General features: G+C 70.0%; 19 protein-coding genes. 8 read left to right on the top strand and 11 right to left on the bottom strand.

The genetic code is table 11. The annotated features are described in order from the left end of the window. Position 1: 1 nt before the first annotated feature. A complete protein-coding gene (locus SM116_RS00760) occupies positions 2–748 on the bottom strand; it encodes an MBL fold metallo-hydrolase (RefSeq protein ID WP_320942562.1) in 747 nt (248 codons plus the stop codon). 60 nt (positions 749–808) lie between these two features. On the opposite strand from SM116_RS00760, the gene SM116_RS00765 reads away from it, so the two are divergent. Continuing rightward, complete coding sequence (locus tag SM116_RS00765; protein WP_320942563.1) at positions 809–1,378, top strand: TetR/AcrR family transcriptional regulator; 570 nt, start codon at positions 809–811, stop codon at positions 1,376–1,378. A gap of 54 nt (positions 1,379–1,432) precedes the next feature. Here SM116_RS00765 and SM116_RS00770 read toward each other — a convergent pair whose 3' ends face one another. Beyond that, positions 1,433–3,475 carry a DEAD/DEAH box helicase gene (locus tag SM116_RS00770; RefSeq protein ID WP_320942564.1) on the bottom strand — a complete coding sequence of 681 codons (2,043 nt, stop codon included), beginning with the start codon at positions 3,473–3,475 and terminating at the stop codon, positions 1,433–1,435. A 260-nt stretch (positions 3,476–3,735) separates the two neighbouring features. On the opposite strand from SM116_RS00770, the gene SM116_RS00775 reads away from it, so the two are divergent. Beyond that, entirely contained in the window at positions 3,736–4,668 is a 933-nt protein-coding gene (locus tag SM116_RS00775) for an aldose 1-epimerase family protein (RefSeq protein WP_320942565.1), read from the top strand. Positions 4,669–4,994: 326 nt separating this feature from the next. Here SM116_RS00775 and SM116_RS00780 read toward each other — a convergent pair whose 3' ends face one another. From SM116_RS00780 to SM116_RS00790, 3 genes are all read right to left on the bottom strand, one after another. Then, positions 4,995–8,528, bottom strand: coding sequence for an efflux RND transporter permease subunit (locus SM116_RS00780; RefSeq protein ID WP_320942566.1), 3,534 nt, complete (start codon positions 8,526–8,528; stop codon positions 4,995–4,997). A 64-nt stretch (positions 8,529–8,592) separates the two neighbouring features. Further along, positions 8,593–9,588 (bottom strand): DNA topoisomerase IB, encoded by a 996-nt coding sequence (locus tag SM116_RS00785; RefSeq protein WP_320942567.1) that lies wholly within the window; start codon positions 9,586–9,588, stop codon positions 8,593–8,595. A gap of 133 nt (positions 9,589–9,721) precedes the next feature. Beyond that, a complete protein-coding gene (locus SM116_RS00790; RefSeq protein ID WP_320942568.1) occupies positions 9,722–10,477 on the bottom strand; it encodes a MerR family transcriptional regulator in 756 nt (251 codons plus the stop codon). Between the two features lie 146 nt (positions 10,478–10,623). Here SM116_RS00790 and SM116_RS00795 point away from each other — a divergent pair, with 146 nt between their 5' ends. Beyond that, entirely contained in the window at positions 10,624–11,487 is an 864-nt protein-coding gene (locus SM116_RS00795) for a DUF4097 family beta strand repeat-containing protein (RefSeq protein WP_320942569.1), read from the top strand. A gap of 1 nt (position 11,488) precedes the next feature. Continuing rightward, complete coding sequence (locus SM116_RS00800; RefSeq protein ID WP_320942570.1) at positions 11,489–12,091, top strand: PadR family transcriptional regulator; 603 nt, start codon at positions 11,489–11,491, stop codon at positions 12,089–12,091. Between the two features lie 9 nt (positions 12,092–12,100). Here SM116_RS00800 and SM116_RS00805 read toward each other — a convergent pair whose 3' ends face one another. Beyond that, positions 12,101–12,709 carry a universal stress protein gene (locus SM116_RS00805; RefSeq protein WP_320942571.1) on the bottom strand — a complete coding sequence of 203 codons (609 nt, stop codon included), beginning with the start codon at positions 12,707–12,709 and terminating at the stop codon, positions 12,101–12,103. Positions 12,710–12,885: 176 nt separating this feature from the next. Between SM116_RS00805 and SM116_RS00810 the strand changes: the two genes are divergently transcribed. Continuing rightward, complete coding sequence (locus tag SM116_RS00810; protein ID WP_320942572.1) at positions 12,886–13,083, top strand: DUF3073 domain-containing protein; 198 nt, start codon at positions 12,886–12,888, stop codon at positions 13,081–13,083. A 41-nt stretch (positions 13,084–13,124) separates the two neighbouring features. On the opposite strand, the gene SM116_RS00815 is transcribed toward SM116_RS00810, so the two are convergent. From SM116_RS00815 to purM, 3 genes are all read right to left on the bottom strand, one after another. Further along, a complete protein-coding gene (locus SM116_RS00815) occupies positions 13,125–14,345 on the bottom strand; it encodes an MFS transporter (protein ID WP_320944216.1) in 1,221 nt (406 codons plus the stop codon). 67 nt (positions 14,346–14,412) lie between these two features. Next, the gene (gene purF, locus SM116_RS00820) at positions 14,413–15,906 is read right to left on the bottom strand and encodes an amidophosphoribosyltransferase (protein ID WP_320942573.1); all 1,494 of its coding nucleotides are present in this window, start codon (positions 15,904–15,906) and stop codon (positions 14,413–14,415) included. 24 nt (positions 15,907–15,930) lie between these two features. Further along, positions 15,931–17,049, bottom strand: a complete 1,119-nt coding sequence (gene purM / locus SM116_RS00825; protein WP_320942574.1) for a phosphoribosylformylglycinamidine cyclo-ligase — start codon at positions 17,047–17,049, stop codon at positions 15,931–15,933. A gap of 114 nt (positions 17,050–17,163) precedes the next feature. Between purM and SM116_RS00830 the strand changes: the two genes are divergently transcribed. Further along, a complete protein-coding gene (locus tag SM116_RS00830; RefSeq protein WP_320942575.1) occupies positions 17,164–17,781 on the top strand; it encodes a zinc-binding alcohol dehydrogenase in 618 nt (205 codons plus the stop codon). A 24-nt stretch (positions 17,782–17,805) separates the two neighbouring features. Here the strand turns inward: SM116_RS00830 and SM116_RS00835 are convergent, their stop codons facing one another. Together SM116_RS00835 and SM116_RS00840 are read right to left on the bottom strand one after the other, a co-directional pair. Further along, positions 17,806–18,150, bottom strand: coding sequence for a potassium transporter Trk (locus tag SM116_RS00835; RefSeq protein ID WP_320942576.1), 345 nt, complete (start codon positions 18,148–18,150; stop codon positions 17,806–17,808). Between the two features lie 57 nt (positions 18,151–18,207). Then, entirely contained in the window at positions 18,208–18,561 is a 354-nt protein-coding gene (locus tag SM116_RS00840) for a sterol carrier family protein (RefSeq protein WP_320942577.1), read from the bottom strand. A gap of 127 nt (positions 18,562–18,688) precedes the next feature. Here SM116_RS00840 and purD point away from each other — a divergent pair, with 127 nt between their 5' ends. After that, positions 18,689–19,960 carry a phosphoribosylamine--glycine ligase gene (purD, locus tag SM116_RS00845; protein ID WP_320942578.1) on the top strand — a complete coding sequence of 424 codons (1,272 nt, stop codon included), beginning with the start codon at positions 18,689–18,691 and terminating at the stop codon, positions 19,958–19,960. Further along, positions 19,960–20,760, top strand: a complete 801-nt coding sequence (locus SM116_RS00850) for a siderophore-interacting protein (protein ID WP_320942579.1) — start codon at positions 19,960–19,962, stop codon at positions 20,758–20,760. The genes purD and SM116_RS00850 overlap by 1 nt, the downstream gene beginning before the upstream one ends. Positions 20,761–20,788: the final 28 nt, after the last annotated feature.

The following is a 20,788-nucleotide window of genomic DNA, read 5'->3' on the forward strand; positions in this document are numbered from 1 at the left end:
GTCACGCCGCCTTCGTGTCCCCCGACCCTGCGGCGTTCGCAGCCGCTGCCCGCACGCGGCGCACCGCCTCATCCACCCCACCGGACCATGGCGCACCATGACCGGGAAGCACCCAGGTCGCCTTCAGGCCGGCGATGTGATCCAACACCTCGAGAGCCTCCGCGGGGTCGTCGGTGAACGGCGCCGGCGCGGGGCCTTCGACGCCGGTCAGCACGTTGCGCGTCGTCAGGGCGTCGCCGACGAAGAGGGCATCCACGGCGGGGACGTGCACCGCGATGCTGCCCGGCGAGTGTCCGGGCATCGGCACGATGACGGGCGATCCCGGGAGCGGGAGCGTGACACCGGCCTCGATCGGCATGACCTCGGTGAGATACACGGGCTTCAGGCCGCCGTGGAGCGCTGCGTACCAGAGGAAGCGTGCGGTCGCACCGATGCGCATGCCGCCCCACGACGCCGAGGCCTTCACCTCGCCGCGAGCACGCGCTGCGTCGTGCTCCTGCACGTAGACCGGCACGCCGTGGTCGCGGCGCAGCCGCTCCGCGAAGCCGATGTGGTCGCTGTCGCCGTGCGTCAGCACGACACCGCGGACGTCCTCGATGCTCCGGCCCATCGCGGTGAGCTCGGCGAGGAAGTCATTCCACTGACCGGGGATGCCGGCGTCGATGAGGGTGAGGCCACTCTCATCGGAGACGAGGTAGCAGGCGACGATGTCGTTGCCGATGCGGTTCAATCCGGGGCGAAGTTCCATGATCGCTACGATATGTAGCTATGATGGCTATTGTCAATAGCCCATTCGGAAGGACTCGCGATGCCGACCCCCGAGCGCACCAACGTCGATGCCATCGTCGCCGCGGCGACCGAGATCCTCGAGCGGAACGGAGCCGAGGCGCTGACGATGCAGGCGGTGGCTGCGGCCGTCGGCGTGCGAGCACCCTCGCTGTACAAGCGCGTCCGGAGCCGCAACGACGTGATCCGGCTCGTCATGGAGCGGGTCGCGGTCGACCTCGGCGATGCGCTGGATGCCGCGGTGGACGGCATCCACGATCCCCGCGAGCGGGTCCTCGCGCTGCTCCACGCGACGAGGGCGTTCGCGCGCGCACGCGCGAACGCCTACTCTCTTCTCTTCGCGCGCCTGCCCGACGATGCGCTCCCCGAGCCGGCGGTTCTGGCGGGGACGATCGCGGCGGTCCTCCGCGTGTCGACAGACCTCGTCGGCGAGGGGCATGCGCTCGAGGCCGCGCGGACGCTCACCGCCTGGGTGCACGGGTTCGTGTCGATGGAACTCGCTGATCGCTTCCGCATGGGCCGCGACGTCGATGAGGCTTTCGAGTACGGGTCGCGGTGCATCGCCGACGCACTGGCCATGACCACCGGCTGATGACGGACGAAGCGGGCACACCCCGAAGGATGCGCCCGCTTGGTCGAGCAGAACCTAGTCGGTCAGCTCGGCAGCGGTCGGAACCCTGCCCGCGAGCTCGTCGATGATGTCGTCACCGGGGCGGGCCTCATCGAAGGGCGCCTCGATCTCGGCGCGATCGAGCATCTCCGTCATGCGGCGGCGGCGCTGGCGCGGAATGAGCGTCACGACCGTGCCGCTGCGTCCCGCGCGACCCGTGCGGCCCGAACGATGCAGATACGTCTTGTACTCGTCGGGTGCATCCGCCTGGACCACGAGATCGATGTCGTCCACGTGGATGCCGCGTGCCGCGACATCCGTCGCCACGAGCACGTCGACGCGCCCTGAAGTGAGCTTCTCTAGGTTCCGCGTGCGCTTGGCCTGGTTGAGGTCGCCGTGCAGTGCGACCGCGCGGATGCCGGCGTCGTCGAACTGCTCGGCGAGCATCTCGGCATAGGCGCGCGTGCGGGCGAACACGAGGGTCCTCCCCCGGCGGTCGACGAGCGACGTGAGGATCTCGGCCTTGTCGCGGTGGTCGATCACGAGCACGCGGTGGTCGATGGTCCCGGACGCCTGGTCTTCGCCGGCGACCTCGAAGACCTCGGGCTCGACCAGGAACTCGTCCACGAGCGCGGCGACCTCGCGGTCGAGCGTCGCGGAGAAGAGCAGCTTCTGCGTCGCACGGTCGAGGTCGGAGCCGACGAGGCGCAGGATGCGCTGCATCGGCTCGAGGAACCCCAGCTCGGACATGTGGTCGGCCTCGTCGAGGACCGCGATCCGGATCTGCGAGAGGTCGAGCTTGCCCTGGTTGATCAGGTCCTCGATGCGGCCAGGAGTGCCGATGATGATGTCGACACCCTTCTTCAGCGCGCCCACCTGCCGCGCCTGCGGCACACCGCCGTAGATCTGGGTCGTGAACAGACCGACGCTGCGGGCGATCGGCTGGATCGTGCGGTCGATCTGCAACGCGAGCTCGCGGGTCGGCGCGAGGATGATCGCCTTCGGCGCGCGGCCGAATTCGCGCTTCTGGCCGGCCTGCGAGATCAGGATCGACTCCACGAGCGGTGCGCCGAATGCGATGGTCTTGCCGGATCCGGTGCGGCCGCGTGCGAGGACGTCCTTGCCGTTCAGGATGGGTGCGATCGTCGCCGCCTGGATCGGGAACGGATGCTCCGCCCCCATGTCTGCCAGCACGCGCACGATGTTCTGGCCGATGCCGAGATCAGCGAAGCTCTGGTCCGCGCCCGTCTCGGCTTGCACGGCTTCGGCCTGCAGGCGCTCGTGGACGACGTCGAGGTGCTGCTCGCGCGCCTTCGCCGCTGCGCTCCGCTCGGGCGTCGGCCGCGCGTTCTCCCCGCGCCCACTCCACTCGCCGCTGTCGCGACGCGGACGGTCATCGTAGGAGCGAGCCGGACGGTCATCCCGACGCGGCCGGTCATCCCGACGCGGACGGTCATCGAACGAACGCGCCGGACGATCGCTGTAGCTGCGCGCCGGACGATCGCTGGAACTGCGAACCGGACGATCGCCGTACTCGCGACGCGGACGGTCATCGAACGAGCGAGCCGGACGGTCACCGTACGAGCGAGCGGGACGGTCATCCCGACGCGGACGGTCATCATACGAACGAGCCGGACGATCGCTGTAGGTGCGCGCCGGACGGTCGCTGGAACTGCGAACCGGACGATCGCCGTACTCGCGACGCGGACGGTCATCGTACGAACGAGCAGGACGGTCATCGTACGAACGAGCAGGACGGTCATCCCGACGCGGACGGTCATCATACGAACGAGCCGGACGATCGCTGTAGGTGCGCGCCGGACGGTCATCCCGCCCGTGCGAGCGGATCGCGCGGGCCGAGTCGCGGCCGGCCTTCTCCTGTGCGGTCCAACGGCGCTTCGAGTCGGTGCCCTCCTCGGTCGGGGGGCGGTAGCCGCGGTGACTCGGGCTCTTGCTGCCCGGCTTGGCTGCCGCATCCGTCGGGCGGTGCTTGCGGTCCTGATACGAGGTCTTCGCGCCATAGCGCGGCTCGAAGTTCTTGGCCGGACGTCCGCCGGCGGGCTTCTTGTTCTTGGGCATGGATGTGTCCTTCTGGGTTCTCTGCGCACGAGAACAGCGCCCGCATCCACCCGCAGCACTCAGCGATGCTGACGAGGGGCCTCGTGGGCATACCCGGACTGTCGTCGGCCGGGGCCATTCATGTGATGGTCATGCACGCCGATCGGCGCTCACCATCGGCCCCTTGGACTCACAAACCCATCCGCAACGCGCGGTGTCCAGAGCCGACGCATCAAGGCTACCGTGCCCGGCCTGGGAGAACACCGGCCTAGCATTGCTGCATGACCGCCGACTCCGATCCGACCTCCGTGGGCGCCGATCCGACCGGTCGTCGGTTCGTCCTCGAGCACGGCGACGACCGCGCCGAGGTCACGGAGGTCGCCGCATCCATCCGTGCCCTCACGATCGGCGGCGTGAGCGTCATCGCTCGCTATCCTGACGGGATGCCGTCTCCCGCGGCATCCGGCATCGTCCTGTTCCCGTGGCCGAACCGCGTGCGCGGCGGCACCTGGACGCAGGGCGGCACCGAACGCCGGTTGGCCATCACGGAGCCGGCGCTCGACAACGCTTCGCACGGGCTGCTGCGGTTCGCCTCGTACCACCCCGCCGATGAGCTGACGGATGCCGTCACGCTGCAGGCGCAGGTCTTCCCCCAGACCGGCTATCCGTTCCACCTCGCGATCTCCGTCACCTATGCGCTCGGCGACGACGGGCTCACGGTCACGCACGTGATCCGGAACGTGGGAACGGATGCGGCCCCCGTCGCACTGGGGCAGCATCCGTACATGGCTCTCGGCGACGGGCCGACCGCGGACGTCACGGTGCAGCTCGACGCCCCCACGCGGTTCCTCGTCGACGACCAGAAGATCCCGACCGGCGAGGCGCCGGTGGATGCTGCGACCGACCTCCGCACGCCGCGCCGACTGGGCGACCTCGACCTCGACACGGCGTACTCGGACATCGTCCGGGGCGAGGATGGCCGTATCCGGGCTGTCCTGCGCACACCGGACGGCCGGGAGGCCGAGCTGTGGGCGGGGCCGGGTTTCGACTACGTGCAGGTCTTCACGAACCGGACGTATCCCGGCCACGACATGGCCGTGGCGATCGAGCCGATGACCGCGCCCGCCGACGCGTTCAACTCCGGCCGAGGGTTGCGGTGGCTCGCCCCCGGCGAGCTCTGGACCCTGGAATGGGGCATCCGCCTCCTCGCCTGACGTCGCCCTGCGCTCGCGTTTCGTCTCGCTCCGCTCGCTCAACGACCCGTGAACCGGACGTTGAACGACGTCCCGCGCCCAACGCTCGCCCCGGCCGCGCCAACCCGGTCGTCGAGCGAGCGAGGAACGAGCGCCCGCGCCCCGGGCCTTGACCCGGTCGTTGAGCGAGCGAGGAACGAGCGCCCGCGCCCCGGGCCTTGACCCGGTCGTTGAGCGAGCGAGGAACGAGCGCCCGCGCCCCGGGCCTTGACCCGGTCGTTGAGCGAGCGAGGAACGAGCGAGACGAAACGAGGTCCCCCGCACCGCGTTCGCCCCGGACGCGAACCTCAGTCGTGCCGAGGCTCCTCGCCGGCGTCATCGGTCGGCTCGGTGGATGCCTCGGTCTCCGGTTCGGCCGGCTCCGCGGTGGCTTCGCCCGAGGACTCCGGTACCTCGGCGGGCGCCGGCGACGCAGGCTCGTCGGCCGGCGACTCGTCCCCGGGCTCGGCAGCATCCCCAGGCTCTGCAGCATTCGCCGGCTGTGCAGGTTCAGCGGGCTCTGCGGGTTCGGCGGGCTCTGCGGGTTCGGCGGGTTCGGCGGGTTCGGCGGGTTCGGCGTCCTCGGCGCCTGGCTCCGCCGCGGCCTCCTCCGGTGAGGCCGGCTCAATAACCGTCGGCTCGGCAGCGGACTCGGCCGCCGCCCGACGCGCACGCCGGGAGGTGTACCCGACAGCCGCCGCCGCATCCGTCGCCGGAGCACCGACCGCGACGAGCTCAGGCTCGGCGGGCTCGGGAGCAGCGCCGGCCGCGCGAGCAGTCCGTCGCTCCTTCGCGCCTTCGACGAGGTTGTAGAGCGTCGGCAGCACGAGCAGCGTGAGGATCGTCGACGAGAACAGACCGCCGATCACCACGATCGCCAGCGGCTGAGAGATGAACCCGCCGTGCCCGGTGACGCCGAGCGCCATCGGGGTCAGGGCGAAGATCGTCGCGAGCGCCGTCATCAGGATCGGGCGCAGTCGTCGCGATCCACCCGCCACGACGGCGTCGTGCGCCGAGAGCCCCTTCACGCGGTACTGGTTCACGAGGTCCACGAGCACGATCGCGTTCGTCACCACGATCCCGATGAGCATCAGCACGCCGATGAGGGAGGCGACGCCGAGCGGAACGCCCGTGATGATCTGCAGCAGGATCGCTCCGGTCGCCGCGAACGGCACGGAGACGAGCAGCAGCAGCGGCTGCCGCAGTGAGCGGAAGGTCGCGACCATCACGATGTAGACGATCAGGATGGCCGCGAGCATCGCGAGACCGAGCTGGCCGAACGCATCCGTCTGCTGGGAGAGCACCCCGCCGAGGGTCGCTGTCGCGGACGCCGGCAGGTCGACGGTCTTCAGCGCAGTGTTCACCGACGCCGATGCCTCGCTGAGGTTGTCGGTCGAAGGGGTGACCGTGACGGTCGCCGTGCGCTTGCCGCGGTCGGTCGTGATCGACACCGGTCCGACGCTCTGCTCGACCGTGGCGATCGAGTCGAGACGCACGGGCCCGCCGATCGACGGCACCTGCATGGCCCGCAGCTCGTCGAGGGTCGACGGCGGGTTCGACGAGGAGAGGTACACGGTGAGGCTCGTCGAGTCGATCTCGACGGTGCCGATCTGCTGCGGCTGCATCTCGTTGGCGACCAGCGAGCCGACGGCCACTTCCGAGAGCCCGATGCCGGCGGCCTTCTTCAGATCGACGTGCACGGCGATGTACGGCAGCGACGCAGCGAGGTTCGAGGTGACGGGGCCGATGCCCGGCTGACCCTTCACGGCGTTCACGACATCGTCGGTGGCCGTCTTGAGGGTCTTCTCGTCGGGAGCGGACACGTCGATCGTGATGTTGCTCGAGCCGAATCCGCCACCGCCCGACGAGACGGTGACGGTGCCTGCGTCCGGAAGCGCCTCGACGGCCTTCTGCACGTCCGCGCGCACCTGCGTCTGATCGGCGTTCGGGTCGGTCGTGATCGAGTAGGTGATGCCGCCGGAGCCGCCGCTGAACGCGTCGCGCAGGGCCGAGCCGGACGAGCCGATCGACGTCTGCACGGTGACGACGCCGTTCACGTCCTTGAGCGCGCCCTCGACCTGCTGGGCCGCCGAATCCTTCGCGTCGAGGCTTGCGCCCGGCGCGAGCTGCTGCGTCATCGTGAAGGTGTTCTGGCCCGAGTCGCCCAGGAAGTTGGTCTTCATGAGCGGGGCGACGGCGATCGTGCCGACGAGCACGAGCACGGCCAGCATCACGGTGATCCACGAGTGACGGAGGGTCCAGCGGATGATCGGGAGGTAGGCGCGCTGCAGCCGCGACGGCGGCGCCTCCGGCGCCTCGGGGTCGATCTCCGCGCCCGCCGCGTCCAGCAGCGGCTTGCCGGGCTTGAGGAACCAGTACGCGAGCACGGGCACGATCGTCAGGGCGACGAGCAGCGACGCGAGCATCGCGATCGTCACGGTGAGCGCGAACGGCCGGAAGAGCTCGCCCGTCACGTCGCCCACGAAGGCGATCGGCAGGAACACCGCGACGGTCGTGATGGTGGATGCCGAGACGGCCGTCGCGACCTCCTTCACGGCGCGGGTGATCGACGAGAGCTTGCCGGCGGTGCCGACGTAATGGCGCCGGATGTTCTCGATGACGACGATGGAGTCGTCGACCACGCGCCCGATGGCGATCGTGAGGGCGCCAAGGGTCAGGATGTTGAGGCTGTACCCGAAGGCCTGGATGCCGACGAAGGTGATGAGCACACTCGTCGGGATCGAGATCGCCGCGACGAGGGTCGAGCGCACGGACAGCAGGAAGATGAAGATGATGATGACCGCGAAGAGCAGGCCGAGCAGGCCCTCCTGCGCGAGCGAGTCGATCGACTGCTGGATGTATGGCGCCTGGTCGAACACGACCTGGTAGTGCACGCCGGGGGTTTTCTTCTCGATGCCGGGAAGCGCGTTGTTGACGGCCTTCGACACGTCGACCGTGTTGGCAGACGGCAGCTTGGTGATGGCGATCGTGATGGCCGGCTCGCCGTTGACGCGCGAGATCGAGGTGACGGGGTCCTGCTCCTGGACGACGGATGACACGTCCCCGACGGTCGTCGTGCCGGCATGGGCCTGCGCAGGAGTGGAGGGGACCAGCGGCAGCGCCATGATCTGATCGACCGACACGAGCTTGTCGCCGGTCTGCACGGTCAGGGTCTGGTCGTTCTCGGTGATCGATCCGCCCGGGAACAGCACGCCGTTCTGTGTGAGCGCGTCGCTGATCGCCTTCGAGGTGAAGCCGGCGGCGGCGAGCTTCACCGGGTCCGGCGTGATCGTCACGCGCTGCCCGCGTGCGCCGACGATCTGCGCCGCGTTGACGCCGGGCAGCTCGTTCAGCGCGGGGATGGTCGTGGCCTCGAGCTGCTGCTGGACGGCGACCTCGTCGGTGTAGCCCGTGACGGCGAGCTGGACGACAGGGAAGTCGTCGATGCTGACTGTGACGACGTTCGGGTCGACGCCGGCCGGCAGGCGATCCTTGATGCGCTCGATCGCCAGGGTGACCTTCTGCTCGGCCGTGGCCAGGTCGGTGCCGTAGGTGAACTGCGCCTGCACGATCGATGCGTTCGTCGTGCTCGTCGCCGATGTCGACTTCAGCCCGGGAACGCCCTGGATCGCGGTCTCGATCGGCGTCGACACGTCGTTGTTGACGACCTCCGGTGCCGCTCCCGGGTAGCTCGAGACGATCGAGAGCTGCGGGAACTCGATCGAGGGGATCAGCTCCTGCTTGAGGTTGACGAGCGCGAGACTGCCGAACACTGCCGCCACGATCGTGACGAGTGCGATCAGCGCACGGTTCTTGAGGCTCAGGACGGCGAGATTCGACACAGGCGGCCTTCGAGATGCTGTGGGTTCGATACGGATGCGTATCGAGGGTCAGTATCCCATGAGTTCATCTGAAGGTCGCTGTGGGTGCCTCCTGTCGCACGGGCCGCAGGAGCCGCCCGATCGCCGCCTCCGGAGAGCCCGAGAGGTCGAGCAGGTCGCCGTCCTTGTACCGCACCCAGACACGTGGATCGATGTACGAGTTGCGGGCGACGGTCGGGGTGTTCCCGAGCAGCTCGGAGGTCGCCTTCACGGCGTCCTGCTCGGCCTTCCGGCGGTCACGCTCGGTCGCCGGGACCCCCGATCTCGCGAGCGCCTCCGCAGCCGCGATGGTGCCGCGGAGCGTCCGGAAGTCCTTCGCGGAGAAGCGGCCCCCGGTGAGCTCGCGGACGTAGTCGTTGACGTCCTTGGGCCTCACGGGGATGCGGCGCCGTCCCCGCCGGTACGCCAGGAGCGGCGATCGCGGCGGTCCGCCGACGAGCTCGGCGATGACGGCGGCGAGGGCCGGGTCCTCGACCTCGATGTCCTGGCGCTTGCCGCCCTTGCCGGGAAAGCTCAGGGTGACGGTCGTGCCGTCGACAGACGCATCCCGCCGCTGCAAGGTCGTGAGTCCGCGGTTGCCGTTCTCCGCGAAATAGCGTTCCGAGCCGATGCGCGGGGCTGCTTCGTCGAGCAGCCGGAAGGCGGTCGCGAGCACGCGCTCGCGACCGAGCTCATCCGAGCGCAGCGATCTCGTCACGCGGGCTCGCGCCGAGGGAAGGGCCTTCGCCAGCGCCAGCATGCGCTCGTACTTGCCGCGGTCGCGGCGCTTCACCCAGTCCGGGTGGTAGATGTACTGGCGCCGCCCGGCGTCGTCGGTGCCGACCGCCTGGATGTGCCCGCGCTCGTGCTCGCTGATCCACACGTCGGTCCAGGCGGGCGGGATGACGAGCGCGTCGATGCGCTTGCGATCCTTGTTCGAGGCAGGGCGGCCCGCCGCGTCGACGTACTGGAAGCCGCGCCCGCGGCGCACGCGCCGGATGCCGGCGTCCTCCAGGGGGCGGACGCGACGCAGTCGTGCCATGCCGCCCCCGTCCGCTCGCCGCCTCGTGACGACGAGGCTACGTGACCGGCGCGCCGGTCACGAGGGGCTTGACAGGCCGGGAGCCCGCATCCGTTCAGGTGAATCGGATGCGGGCTCCCGGGGATGCGTGGCCCTAGAGGTTCGCGTCGGCATACGCGCGCAGCGCGTCGCGCACGAAGGCCGCCCCTTCGACGCCGCCGTAGTTCTTGCCGAACCGCGGGTCGGCGACGTACATGTCGCCGAGTCCCGTGACGTACGCCTTGAGGTTCCCGCCGTCGCCGGCCGGGGTCCCCGGGATGTCGCTCAGCCACTCGACGTGACGCTTCGCGAGCGCCTGCGCCTCGTCGCTGTCGGGCGAGACGCCGCGCGCCGCGGCATCCGTCCAGTCGCTCGAGAGTCGCGAGACGCGCTCCTGCCACTGCGCCCTGTCGTCGGCGCTCATCGAGCGCCACCAGGCGTCACTGCGCGCATATGCGTCCTTGCCCCAACGCTCCTCGACCTCGTCCTTGTACTGCGTGTGGTCGAAGCCGTCGAACATGTTCTCCGCCATGGGTCGTTCACCTCCTCTCAGTGCCTCGATGGTGTGCTCGACCGACGCGATCTGCCGCGCCAGCCGGTCCTGCTCCTGGCGCAGCAGCGCCAGGTGGGTCGTGAGGGCATCCGTCTCGTCGGTCTCGCGGTCGATCACGTCGCCGATCTGCACAAGGCCGAGGCCGAGCTCGCGCAGCAGCAGAATCCGCTGCAGCCGCACGAGCGACGACTCGTCGTAATAGCGGTATCCGTTGTGGCCGATGCGCGACGGATGCAGCAGCCCGATGTCGTCGTAGTGCCGCAGCGTGCGGCTCGTCGTGCCCGCGAGCCGCGCGATGTCCTGGATCGAGCGGTCCATGCTGCCCTCCTTCCCTCGTGATCTCACGGTAGAGGTTGACGTTGCGTCAATGTCAACTTCCGCTGCTTGACTTGAACGCGATATATCGTGTTACAGTATCAGCACGCGATATATCGCGATCGGTGAGACCACAGGAGATAGGACACATGACCCACGAGAAATGGCTCATCCACCCGGGCGAGACCCGGGTGATCGACCTCGAGGACGTCAGCAGGCTGAAGATCGGCCTGGTCGGCGGCCAGGTCGACGTCGTCGCACACGACGAGCCGGGCATCCGCATCGAGGTGCACAGCGTGACCGTCAAGGACCTGCGCGTCGAGGCGAACGACGGCTTCGTCGAGATCGACCACCCGCAGCTGGGCTGGGACAACTTCCTCGAAGTGTTCCGCAACTTCGGCAGCGGCGGCCCGAAGGCCGAGATCAGTGTGGCGGTGCCGCGCACGATCGCCCTCACCCTCGGCGTGGTCAACGCCAGCGCGCTGGTCTCGGGCATCACGTCCGACGCGAAGCTGAACACCGTCTCGGGCGACATCATCGTCGACGGCGTCACGGGAGATCTCGCCCTGAACGGCGTCTCCGGCGACGTCCAGATCCGCGGCCTCGTCGGCACGCTCAACGCCAACACGGTCTCGGGCGACGTCGCGACCACCGGCGAGATCCGCAAGATCTTCGTCGACTCCGTCTCGGGCAACATGCTCGTGGATGCGCACGGCCCCATCGCCGCGGTGAGCCTCAACTCCGTAAGCGGCAACTCGATGGTGCGGCTGGATGCCGGCGTCCCCGCGAACTACGTCGCGCGCAGCGTCAGCGGCAAGGTCGAGATCGACGGCGTCAAGCGCTCCGGCGCCGGCGGCGTCAGTGGCAGCATCGGCGTCGGCACGAGCTATGCCGGCTCGACCGGTGAGCTCAGCGGGCAGTTCGTCGACGTGCGCGTGCACTCGGTGTCGGGCGACCTGGTCGTCGTGCGCCGCCAGGAAGTGGAGTCGACTGCGAATGGCCAGGAGGCCTGATATGGCGCCCGTCTTCTCCCACGGCGACCTGCGCCTGTACCTCCTCAGCCTCCTCGACGAAGGTCCCCGGCACGGCTACGACCTCATGCAGGCCCTCGCCGATCGCACCGGTGGCACGTACACCCCGAGCGCCGGCACGGTCTACCCTCGCCTCGCGAAGCTCGAGGAGGAGGGTCTCGTGACCAAGACGGTGGACGGCCGCAAGACCGTCTACGAGATCACTCCGGCGGGACACGCCGAGGTCGAAGCGCGCGCCGCCGACCTCGAGGGCATCGAGGCCGGACTCGCCGACTCGGTGCGTCTCATCGCCGATGAGGTGCGCGGCAGCGTCCGCGAGGCGATGAAGAGCCTGCAGGCCGATCTCGCCGCGGCGCGAACAGCCGAGCCCGCCAGGGAGCCCCGGAACTCGGACGACCCCCGCGTGCGCAGCCGTGAGGAGCTGCACCGAGCCGACGCCGTGATCAACGAATTCCGCGCCCAGATCCGCACCGACCTGCGCACTCACCTCGCGCGCGGCGGAGCGCTCGCCGCGACCGTCGTCGACGAGCTCGCGAACGCGCTCGACACGGCGGCGCGCGAACTCACCCGCGCCCTGCGCCGCTGACGGCGGGCGCTACTCCCACACGTCCTCGTCATCCGGCACGGGCTCCCCGAGCGGGATGACGAGGACCGGGTGTGTCTGCCGGTGCGACAGCCGAGCCGCCACCGAGCCGGTGAAGAACTCGCGGATCGACTCGCCGAGCCCGCGCCTACGGGTGCCGACGACGAGGAGCTTCGCGTCGATCTCCTCGGCAAGGTGCTTGATGGCGATGGCCGGGTCGCCCACGAGTTGGCGCACCGACCAGTCGAGCGTCGAGCCGCTCAGCACATCGGATGCTTGCTGCTTGACCGCCATGAGGTCGGTCTCGCCGGCGACCACGTTGATGTCGATCGGCGCGGAGTGGACATACCCGTCCGGGTCCTCGTATGTGACGAACCGTGTGACGTCGACGTGAACGACCAGGAGGTGGGCTCCGAGGAGCTTCGCGTACTTCGCGCCCTCCTTGAGGACGCGCGACGACTGACCCGGCACCACCCCGACGATCACCGCACCGCGGGTCGCGGGGTCCGTCACCGCCTCGCCGGACCGCCCGCTCGGGACCGGCTCTGCGTCGCCCGGGACTCCGGCCGATGGGGCGGCGTCGCCTCGAGACGGCTCGGGGATGGATGCCTCGTCCGACATATGCACCGTCTCTCTCTCGGCGGCGCGGCCGGATCGCGGTACTCCGCGTACGGCCGCGCGGCCGGTGGCAGGGGCCGCGTGTTATTCTGAATGCTACTCTTCCCGGTGTTGAACCGGATTTCGTGAATGCGTCGGGCTCCCGCACTTGCCCGCGAGTCAATATGAGGGGGTTGCGCATGGGGCGTGGCCGTCAAAAGGCGAAGCACACCAAGATCGCCCGTGAACTCAAGTCGTACAGCCCGAGCGTGAACTACGCTGCGCTCGAGCGAGAGCTCGGTCACCACGAGGGCGGCGAGGATTACGTCGACAAGTGGGCCGACCAGTACGACGACGAGGACGAAGACGAGGAACAGGGCCAGTACTCCGCCGTCTGATCCTCTCGTGAGTCGTACCGGCGGGACGGCTCACCGGTGCGTCACCACGACCCGTGGCGACGCTCCCACTCGGCCTCGACGGTGCTGCGGCGCGCCGCGACGAGGCCGGCCGGCAGAGCGGCCACCGCGACGCCGGCCAGCACGCACAGGGATGCCGTCCACTCGCCGGTCGCATCGTGCAGCAGTCCGATCATGATCGGGAAGAACGCCGCGATCGCGTAGCCGATGCTCTGCACGAACCCGCTCAACGCGACGGCCGCCCCGTGCGTGCGTGCGCGCATCCCCAGCAGGGTCAGCACCAGCGGGAAGAGCAGCGCCGTCACACCGAAGATCGACACCCAGAGCCAGGTGGCCGTCGCAGGCGCGATGAGCAGCCCGCCGATGCCGATGACGCCGACAGCCGCTGCCACGACGAACAGCGTCCGCACGAGATGGAATCGGGCGATCAGCGTCGGAACGACCAGCGAGACCGGGAGTCCGATCGCGGCGAACAGCGACAGAAGCGCGCCCGCTTGCGCCGCGCTGGCGCCCGCGATGTCGTGAAGGATCGTCGGCAGCCACATGAACGACGAGTACGCCAGCGTGGCGGATGCCGCGAAGGCCCCGGTGATCGCCCACGCCAGTGGCAGCCGGAACAGTCGGCCGAGCACGGGCGGTCGCTGGTCGACGAGTGCGCCCGCGTCCTCTGCTCGGCTGCGCACGGCGAGTGCCGTCCACGGCACCACCGCGACCACAGCGGGGATCGCCCAGACGGCCAGCGCGAATCGCCAGGACGTCGCATCCGCCACGGGCACGGCGACCAAGGGCGGAATGAACGTCGCCGCCGCCATGGTCGTCGAGTAGACCGTCGTCATGAGTCCGAGCCGATCCGGGAAGTACGCCTTCACCAGCGGCGGCATGAGGATGTTGCCGACGCCCACGGCCCCGAACACGAGTGCCGTCGCGCCCAGGAGGCCGACGACGTCGCCGACGAAGCCGCGCGCTCCCAGCCCGATGACCAGGACGATCAGCGCCCCCACCGCGAGCCGCTGCGGGCCGAAGCGGCGCTCGAGGCCCGGCGTCAGGATGCCGAAGACCGCGTAGCAGGCCGGCGGTGCGGCACCGAGCAGGCCGATGGCGACGGCGGGAACCTCGAACTCCCGATCGATCTGCAGGATCAGCGGAGACAGCGACGCCACGGCCGACCGCAGCGAGAAGGCCAGCAGGACGATGCCGAGGATCGCGATGGCCCGCCCCTTCCACAGGGGCCTGACCGGTGTCATCACCTCACAAGCGTAGGCGGAAGCCCGCGGCCGAGGTCGGGTCGCTCACGTGCTGGACCCGTGAGGGTCAGGACTCCTGCGAGCCCTCGACCCACGCGAGGTACTCCTCGCTCACGGTGCCGGTGACGTAGCGCCCGTCGAAGCAGCTCATGTCGAGGTCGGTGATGTCGGAGCCCTCGAGGATCGCCGCCTTCAGATCGTCGACCTCCTGGTACACGAGGTAGTCGCAGCCGAGCTCCTTCGCGATCTCGGGGATCGTCCGGTTGTAGGCGACGAGCTCCTGGCGCGACGGCATGTTGATGCCGTAGACGTGCGGGAAGCGCACGGGCGGCGCTGCGGAGGCGAACGTCACACTCCTGGCGCCGGCATCCCTCGCCATCTGGATGATCTCGCGGCTCGTCGTCCCGCGCACGATCGAGTCGTCGATCAGCAGGACGTTCTTGCCGGCGAACTCGCTCGGCATCGCGTTGAGCTTCTGCCGCACGCTCTTCTTGCGCACCGCCTGCCCGGGCATGATGAACGTCCGGCCGACGTAGCGGTTCTTGTAGAAGCCCTCGCGGTATTCGATGCCGAGCTTTCGGGCGACCTCCATCGCCGCGGGCCGCGACGAGTCCGGGATCGGCATGACGACATCGATGGCCTCGCGCGGCGTGTACTTGGCGATGGTGTCGGCGAGGCGCTCCCCCATCCGCAGCCGCGCCTCGTAGACCGCGATGCCGTTCATGACCGTGTCGGGGCGAGCGAGGTAGACGTACTCGAACGAGCACGGGGCGAGCTGCGTCGTCTCGGCGCACTGCTGCGCCCACAGCGTGCCGTCGAGCTGGATGAAGACGGCCTCGCCCGGTGCGATGTCGCGCACGACGTCGAAGCCCGCGTTGTCGAGGACGAGCGACTCGGATGCGACGACCCACTCGTCGCGCCCGTGCTCGTCGGCGCGCACGCCGAGGATGAGCGGGCGGATGCCGAACGGGTCGCGGAACGCGAGGAGACCGTGGCCGGCGATGAGGGAGATCGCCGCGTAGGAGCCTTCGACGCGCTCGTGCACCCGGGAGACCGCTTGGAACACCTGGGCCGGATCGAGCTCGCCCTTGCGCACTCCGCCCGCGGGCAGGCCGTCCTCACCGGTCAGCGTCGCCTGCAGCTCGGTGGCGAGCACGTTGACGAGCAGCTCGGTGTCGGAGCTCGTGTTCAGGTGCCGGCGGTCCATGTGGAAGAGCTCGTCGGTGAGTTCACGCGTGTTGGTGAGGTTGCCGTTGTGGACCAGGACGAGGCCGTACGGTGCGTTCACGTAGAACGGCTGCGCCTCCTCCTCGCTCGACGCGGTGCCCTTCGTCGCGTAGCGGACGTGGCCGAGGCCGATCGTGCCGAGGAGCGCGCGCATGTCACGCGTGCGGAAGCCCTCGCGCACCTGGCCTTTCACCTTGTGCATGTGGAAGACGCCGGAGGGCTCGGCCGTGGCGATGCCCGTCGAGTCCTGCCCACGGTGCTGCAGGAGCAGCAGGGCGTCGTAGATCTCCTGGTTGACCGGGCCGTGCCCGACCATTCCGACGATGCCGCACATAGGTGTGTTGCTCTGCTCCTGTGTCTAGCTGTACGAACCGACGAGCCGCACAGCACCGCCGTCGACGCCCTTGGCGCCCTGCTCCCAGTCGCCATCGGTCCCTGAGCCCGTCGAAGGGCGCGTCCCGCCGCCGACGACGCCGACCTGCCACGTCGCGATGCCCCGGGCGGACAGCGTGGATGCCGCGGCCTCCGCGGACGCCGCGTCGACGACCGCGAGGAAGCCGATGCCGAGATTCCACGTGCCCTCGGTGGCGACGAGGTCGAGGTGCCCGCGCTCGGCCAGCACCTGGAAGACGGTGGGTGGCGTCCACGTCGACCGGTCGACCTCGACCCAGGCGCTCTGCGGGAGCACGCGCGCGAGGTTCGCGGCGATGCCGCCGCCGGTCACGTGGCTGAGGGCATGAACGGACCCGGGCAACTCGTCGACGAGCTGCAGGAGCGGCGTCGTGTACAGGCGGGTCGGCTCCAGGAGCGCCTCGCCCCACGTCGTGCCGAACTCCGCGGCGTTGTCGGCGTACTGGATGCCGGCGCCCATCACGATGTGGCGGACCAGCGAATAGCCGTTCGAGTGCAGGCCGCTGCTGGCCAGCGCCAGGACGACGTCACCGGTGCGGACGCGCTCCGCGCCGAGCACGCGGTCGGCCTCGACGACTCCGGTCGCGGCGCCCGCGACGTCGTAGTCGTTCACGCCGAGAAGACCGGGGTGCTCCGCCGTCTCTCCGCCCACGAGGGCTGTGCCGGTCTCCGCACAGCCCGCGGCGATGCCGTGCACGATGCTCGCGATCCGCTCGGGTACGACCTTGCCGCAGGCGATGTAGTCGGTCATGAACAGTGGCTTGGCGCCGACCACGACGATGTCGTCGACGACCATGCCGACGAGGTCGCGCCCGATGGTGTCGTGCTTGTCGATGGCCTGCGCGATGGCGACCTTCGTGCCGACGCCGTCGGTGCTGGACGCGAGCAGCGGCTTGTCGTAGCCGCGCAGCGCGCTCGCGTCGAAGAGGCCGGCGAATCCGCCCACGCCGCCGAGCACCTCGGGACCGTGGGTGCGGCGGACCGCCGACTTCATGAGCTCTACTGCACGGTCGCCGGCTGCGGTGTCCACGCCGGCCGCGGCATAAGGATCGGTGGATGACGCCACCCGTCCAGCCTACCTGCGGCGGGGAGTCCTGCCGGCCGGGGGCGATTGTAAGCCCGCTGGGGCGGGAAGCCGGGATCCCGTTCCGGTGTATCAGGGTCGTCCTAGAATGGCGGCATGAGCGGCGCCGGGGCTCCCGAGTGGGTGATCCGCGAGGACGCGGGTGAGCCGGTCCTCGTCGCGCTCTACCTGCGCCAGATGCTCGGCATCCGCTCACCCGACGAGCTGCCGGCGCTGCGCGGCATCCCTCCCGTGCCTCCGATGGCGGCGCGCACCGAGGCCGAGCAGGACGCGCTCGAGGCGCAGTGGCGGGACTTCTGGGAGATGACGGTCGAGCCGCTCGGCCACCGTTCGAGTGTTCCCCTCGAACTCGTCGAAGGCTTCGACACGCTCGTGGCCCTGCCCGTCGAAGGCGCGGAGCAGCTGCGCGAGGCGATCCTGCCGTTCGGGCCCGCGGCCGTCGCCTACGCGCAGTCCGTCAACGCGAGATACGCGAAGGATGCCACGGCCAAGCCCGGCGTCTCCTACCGCGCCTATGCGAGCGCCATCGCCGAGCACGAGCGGCAGGTGGGCCGTCGTGCGCACGCCTTCGAGCTCAACGTCCAGGTGCTGCCGCTCGCGCAGCGAGGCGTCTGGTGGATCGGCACCCTCACGGTCGCCGTGACCGACGGCCTGCGCGGCGACGTCGTCGCGTTCGACGCGGCGATCCACCCGATCATCGCCGAGCTCGCGTAGCGGCGACCCGACGTGCGGGCGCCTTCAGTCGATCGAGAGGTGCTCTTCGCGCTCGACGGAGACCGGCCTCGTGCGACGCCCGATGGTGCGATCGAAGGCGATCGCGATGATGCCGCCGATGCCGAGTCCGATGACGCCGCAGATGAGGGCGAGGAACCCGAAGATCTGGCTCGCCGAGAACTGCATGGTCTGCCCGAGCGCAGGGTCCGGCTGGCCGTCGAACGCGAAGGTCAGGATCATCGCGACGAAGACGCCGATCGCCGCACCGAGCACGAGGAAGACCGAGTACTTCGGCGCGCGGCGAACGCGGGCGGTCTCGATGCCGTCGCTGACGACCACCTCGGAGGAATCGTCCATCTTGTCGGCCATGACTCCATTGTCTCACCGCTGCCTGAGGGCGGACCCTCTGGATCCGTTCCCGCGAGGCTATGGGCGAAGCGGCAGCAGGTCGGAGATGTCGGCGCGGGTGCCGGAGGCCGAGATGCGGCCGGCGGCCGCGGCATCCATCCACTGCACCTCGCCCAGGGCGAGAGCGATCCAGGTCTCGGCATCCGTCTCGACGACGTTCGGGGGCGTGCCGCGCGTGTGGCGCGGGCCTTCGACGACCTGCACGGCTCCGAACGGCGGGACCCGCACCTCCACGGTGTGCCCGGGCGCCTTCTCGGCGAGCAGCTGCAACAGGTAGCGCACGGCCGTCGCCCGATCGGTGCGGGCGGTGGAGCCGGCGCGCAGCGCCGCGAGGGCGGCGCGTCCGGTCTCGGTCTCGATGCCGCGTGCCACGCTCCCACGCTAGCCGCTGCAGAACTCCACGGATCTGCGGCGATCCCGCCGCGTGGCCGCCGGATCAGGCGTCGCAGCCACGGAATCCGTGGAGTAATGCAGAATGGCCCGCGGATAGGCTGACGGGGTGAAGATCCTGGTCCTCGGCTCGGGCGCGCGCGAGCACGCCATCATCCTCGCCCTCCGTTCGGAGGAGGCCGAGCACGAGATCCTCGCTGCCCCCGGCAACGCCGGCATCGCGCAGGACGCCACCGTCGTCGAGCTCGACCCCGACAGCCCCGACGCGGTCACGGAGTTCGCGATCGAGCATGCCGTCGACCTCGTCGTCATCGGACCCGAGGCGCCGCTGGTCGCGGGGGTCGCCGACGCGGTCCGCGAGCAGGGCATCCCCGTGTTCGGCCCCGGCAAGGCGGCCGCGCAGCTCGAGGGATCGAAAGCGTTCGCGAAGCGCATCATGGATGCCGCGGGAGTGCCGACCGGTCGGGCCGTGCGCGCCCGCACCGCGGGAGAGGCGGCCGCCGCCCTCGACGAGTTCGGGGCGCCGCACGTCGTGAAGGCCGACGGCCTCGCCGCCGGCAAGGGTGTCATCGTCACCCAGGACCGCGCGGCCGCGCTCGCGCACGCCGAGGCCTACCTCCCGCTCGGACCGGTGCTGGTCGAGGAGTTCCTGTCCGGCCCCGAGGTCTCGCTCTTCTTCCTCAGCGACGGCGACCATGTGCTGCCGCTCTCCCCTGCCCAGGACTACAAGCGGCTTCGCGACGGCGACACCGGCCCCAACACCGGCGGCATGGGAGCCTATTCGCCGCTGCCCTGGCTCGACGGACACTTCGGCAGCGAGCGCGAGTTCGTCGAGCTCGTCACGCGCGAGGTCGCCGAGCCGGTCGTGCGGCAGCTCGACGCCGAGGGCACCCCCTTCATCGGCCTGCTCTACGCCGGCCTCATCATCACCGAGCAGGGCATCAAGGTCATCGAGTTCAACGCCCGGTTCGGCGACCCCGAGACGCAGGTCGTGCTGCCGCGGCTGGTCGACCCGCTGTCGGAGCTGCTGATGGCGGCGGCCTCCGGCACGCTCGAGGATCTCCCCCAGCCCGCGTTCGCGGAGGCGACCGCCGTCACGGTGGTCCTGGCCAGCGAGGGGTACCCCGAGAGCCCGATCACGGGTCGGGCCCTGACGGGGCTGGATGCCGCGGCATCCGTCGACGGCGTCCACCTGGCACACGCCGCGACCGCCCGCTCGGATGAGGGGCTCACGGCTACCGGCGGGCGCGTGCTCAACGTCGTCGCCCTCGGGACCACCTTCGCCCAGGCCCGCGACCGCGCCTATCAGGCGCTGTCGCGCATCGAGCTCGAGGGCGGTCAGTACCGGACCGACATCGCGGAGAGGGTCGTGGAGCACTGATGTTCGAGCGCGAGCGCACTCGTCACCGGTTCACCGCCCGCACGGCCACGGTCTCCGCCGTCGAGACGGTCGGTGCCTACGTCCGCGTGACCCTCACCGGTCCCGACTTCGCCGACTTCGCCAGCACCGGTCCCACCGACCATGTCCGCGTCTTCTTCCCGAACCCGCTGACGGGCGAGCTGCTCGCACCCGTCGCCGACGAGGAGGAGGGGGTCATCCGTCCCGACGGACCGACGTTCGGGCGAGACTTCACGCCGCTGAACGTCCGCGACACCGACGGCGGCCGCAGCTTCGACCTGGACGTGCTCCGTCATCCCGATCCCGGCCCCGCCGCAGCCTGGGCTGAGCACGCGCAGGTCGGCGACCGGCTCGTCGTCGTCGGACCGCGCGGATCCGCCGGCGCGCCCCAGGATGCCGAGCGCGCTCTGCTCGTGGTGGACGGGACGTCGCTGCCGGCGGCATCCCGCTTTCTCGACGACCTCCCCGAATCGACCTCGGTCGACGTCCTCGCCTTCGGCGACCTCACGGGCGATGCCGCCGAGTCGTACCTCGCCTCGGAGCGGGCCTTCGCGGTGTTCGAGGCCGCGGGCGACCTCGTCACCGAGGCGCGTGATCTGGCTCCGGATGCCGGCACCTTCGTGTTCGCGGCGGGAGAGGCATCCGCCCTCACCCCGTTGCGACGCTATCTGCGGCGGGAGCTCGGCCTGTCGGCCGCGCAGGTCGTCATGAGCGGCTACTGGCGCAGGGGCGTCGTGGCGTGGGACCACCACGCGCCGATCGACCCCTACGACCCCGACTGAGGCCCATAGGGGTCGCATAGCGCAGACA

Source organism: Microbacterium rhizosphaerae (genome assembly GCF_034120055.1).
Taxonomy (GTDB): domain Bacteria; phylum Actinomycetota; class Actinomycetes; order Actinomycetales; family Microbacteriaceae; genus Microbacterium; species Microbacterium rhizosphaerae.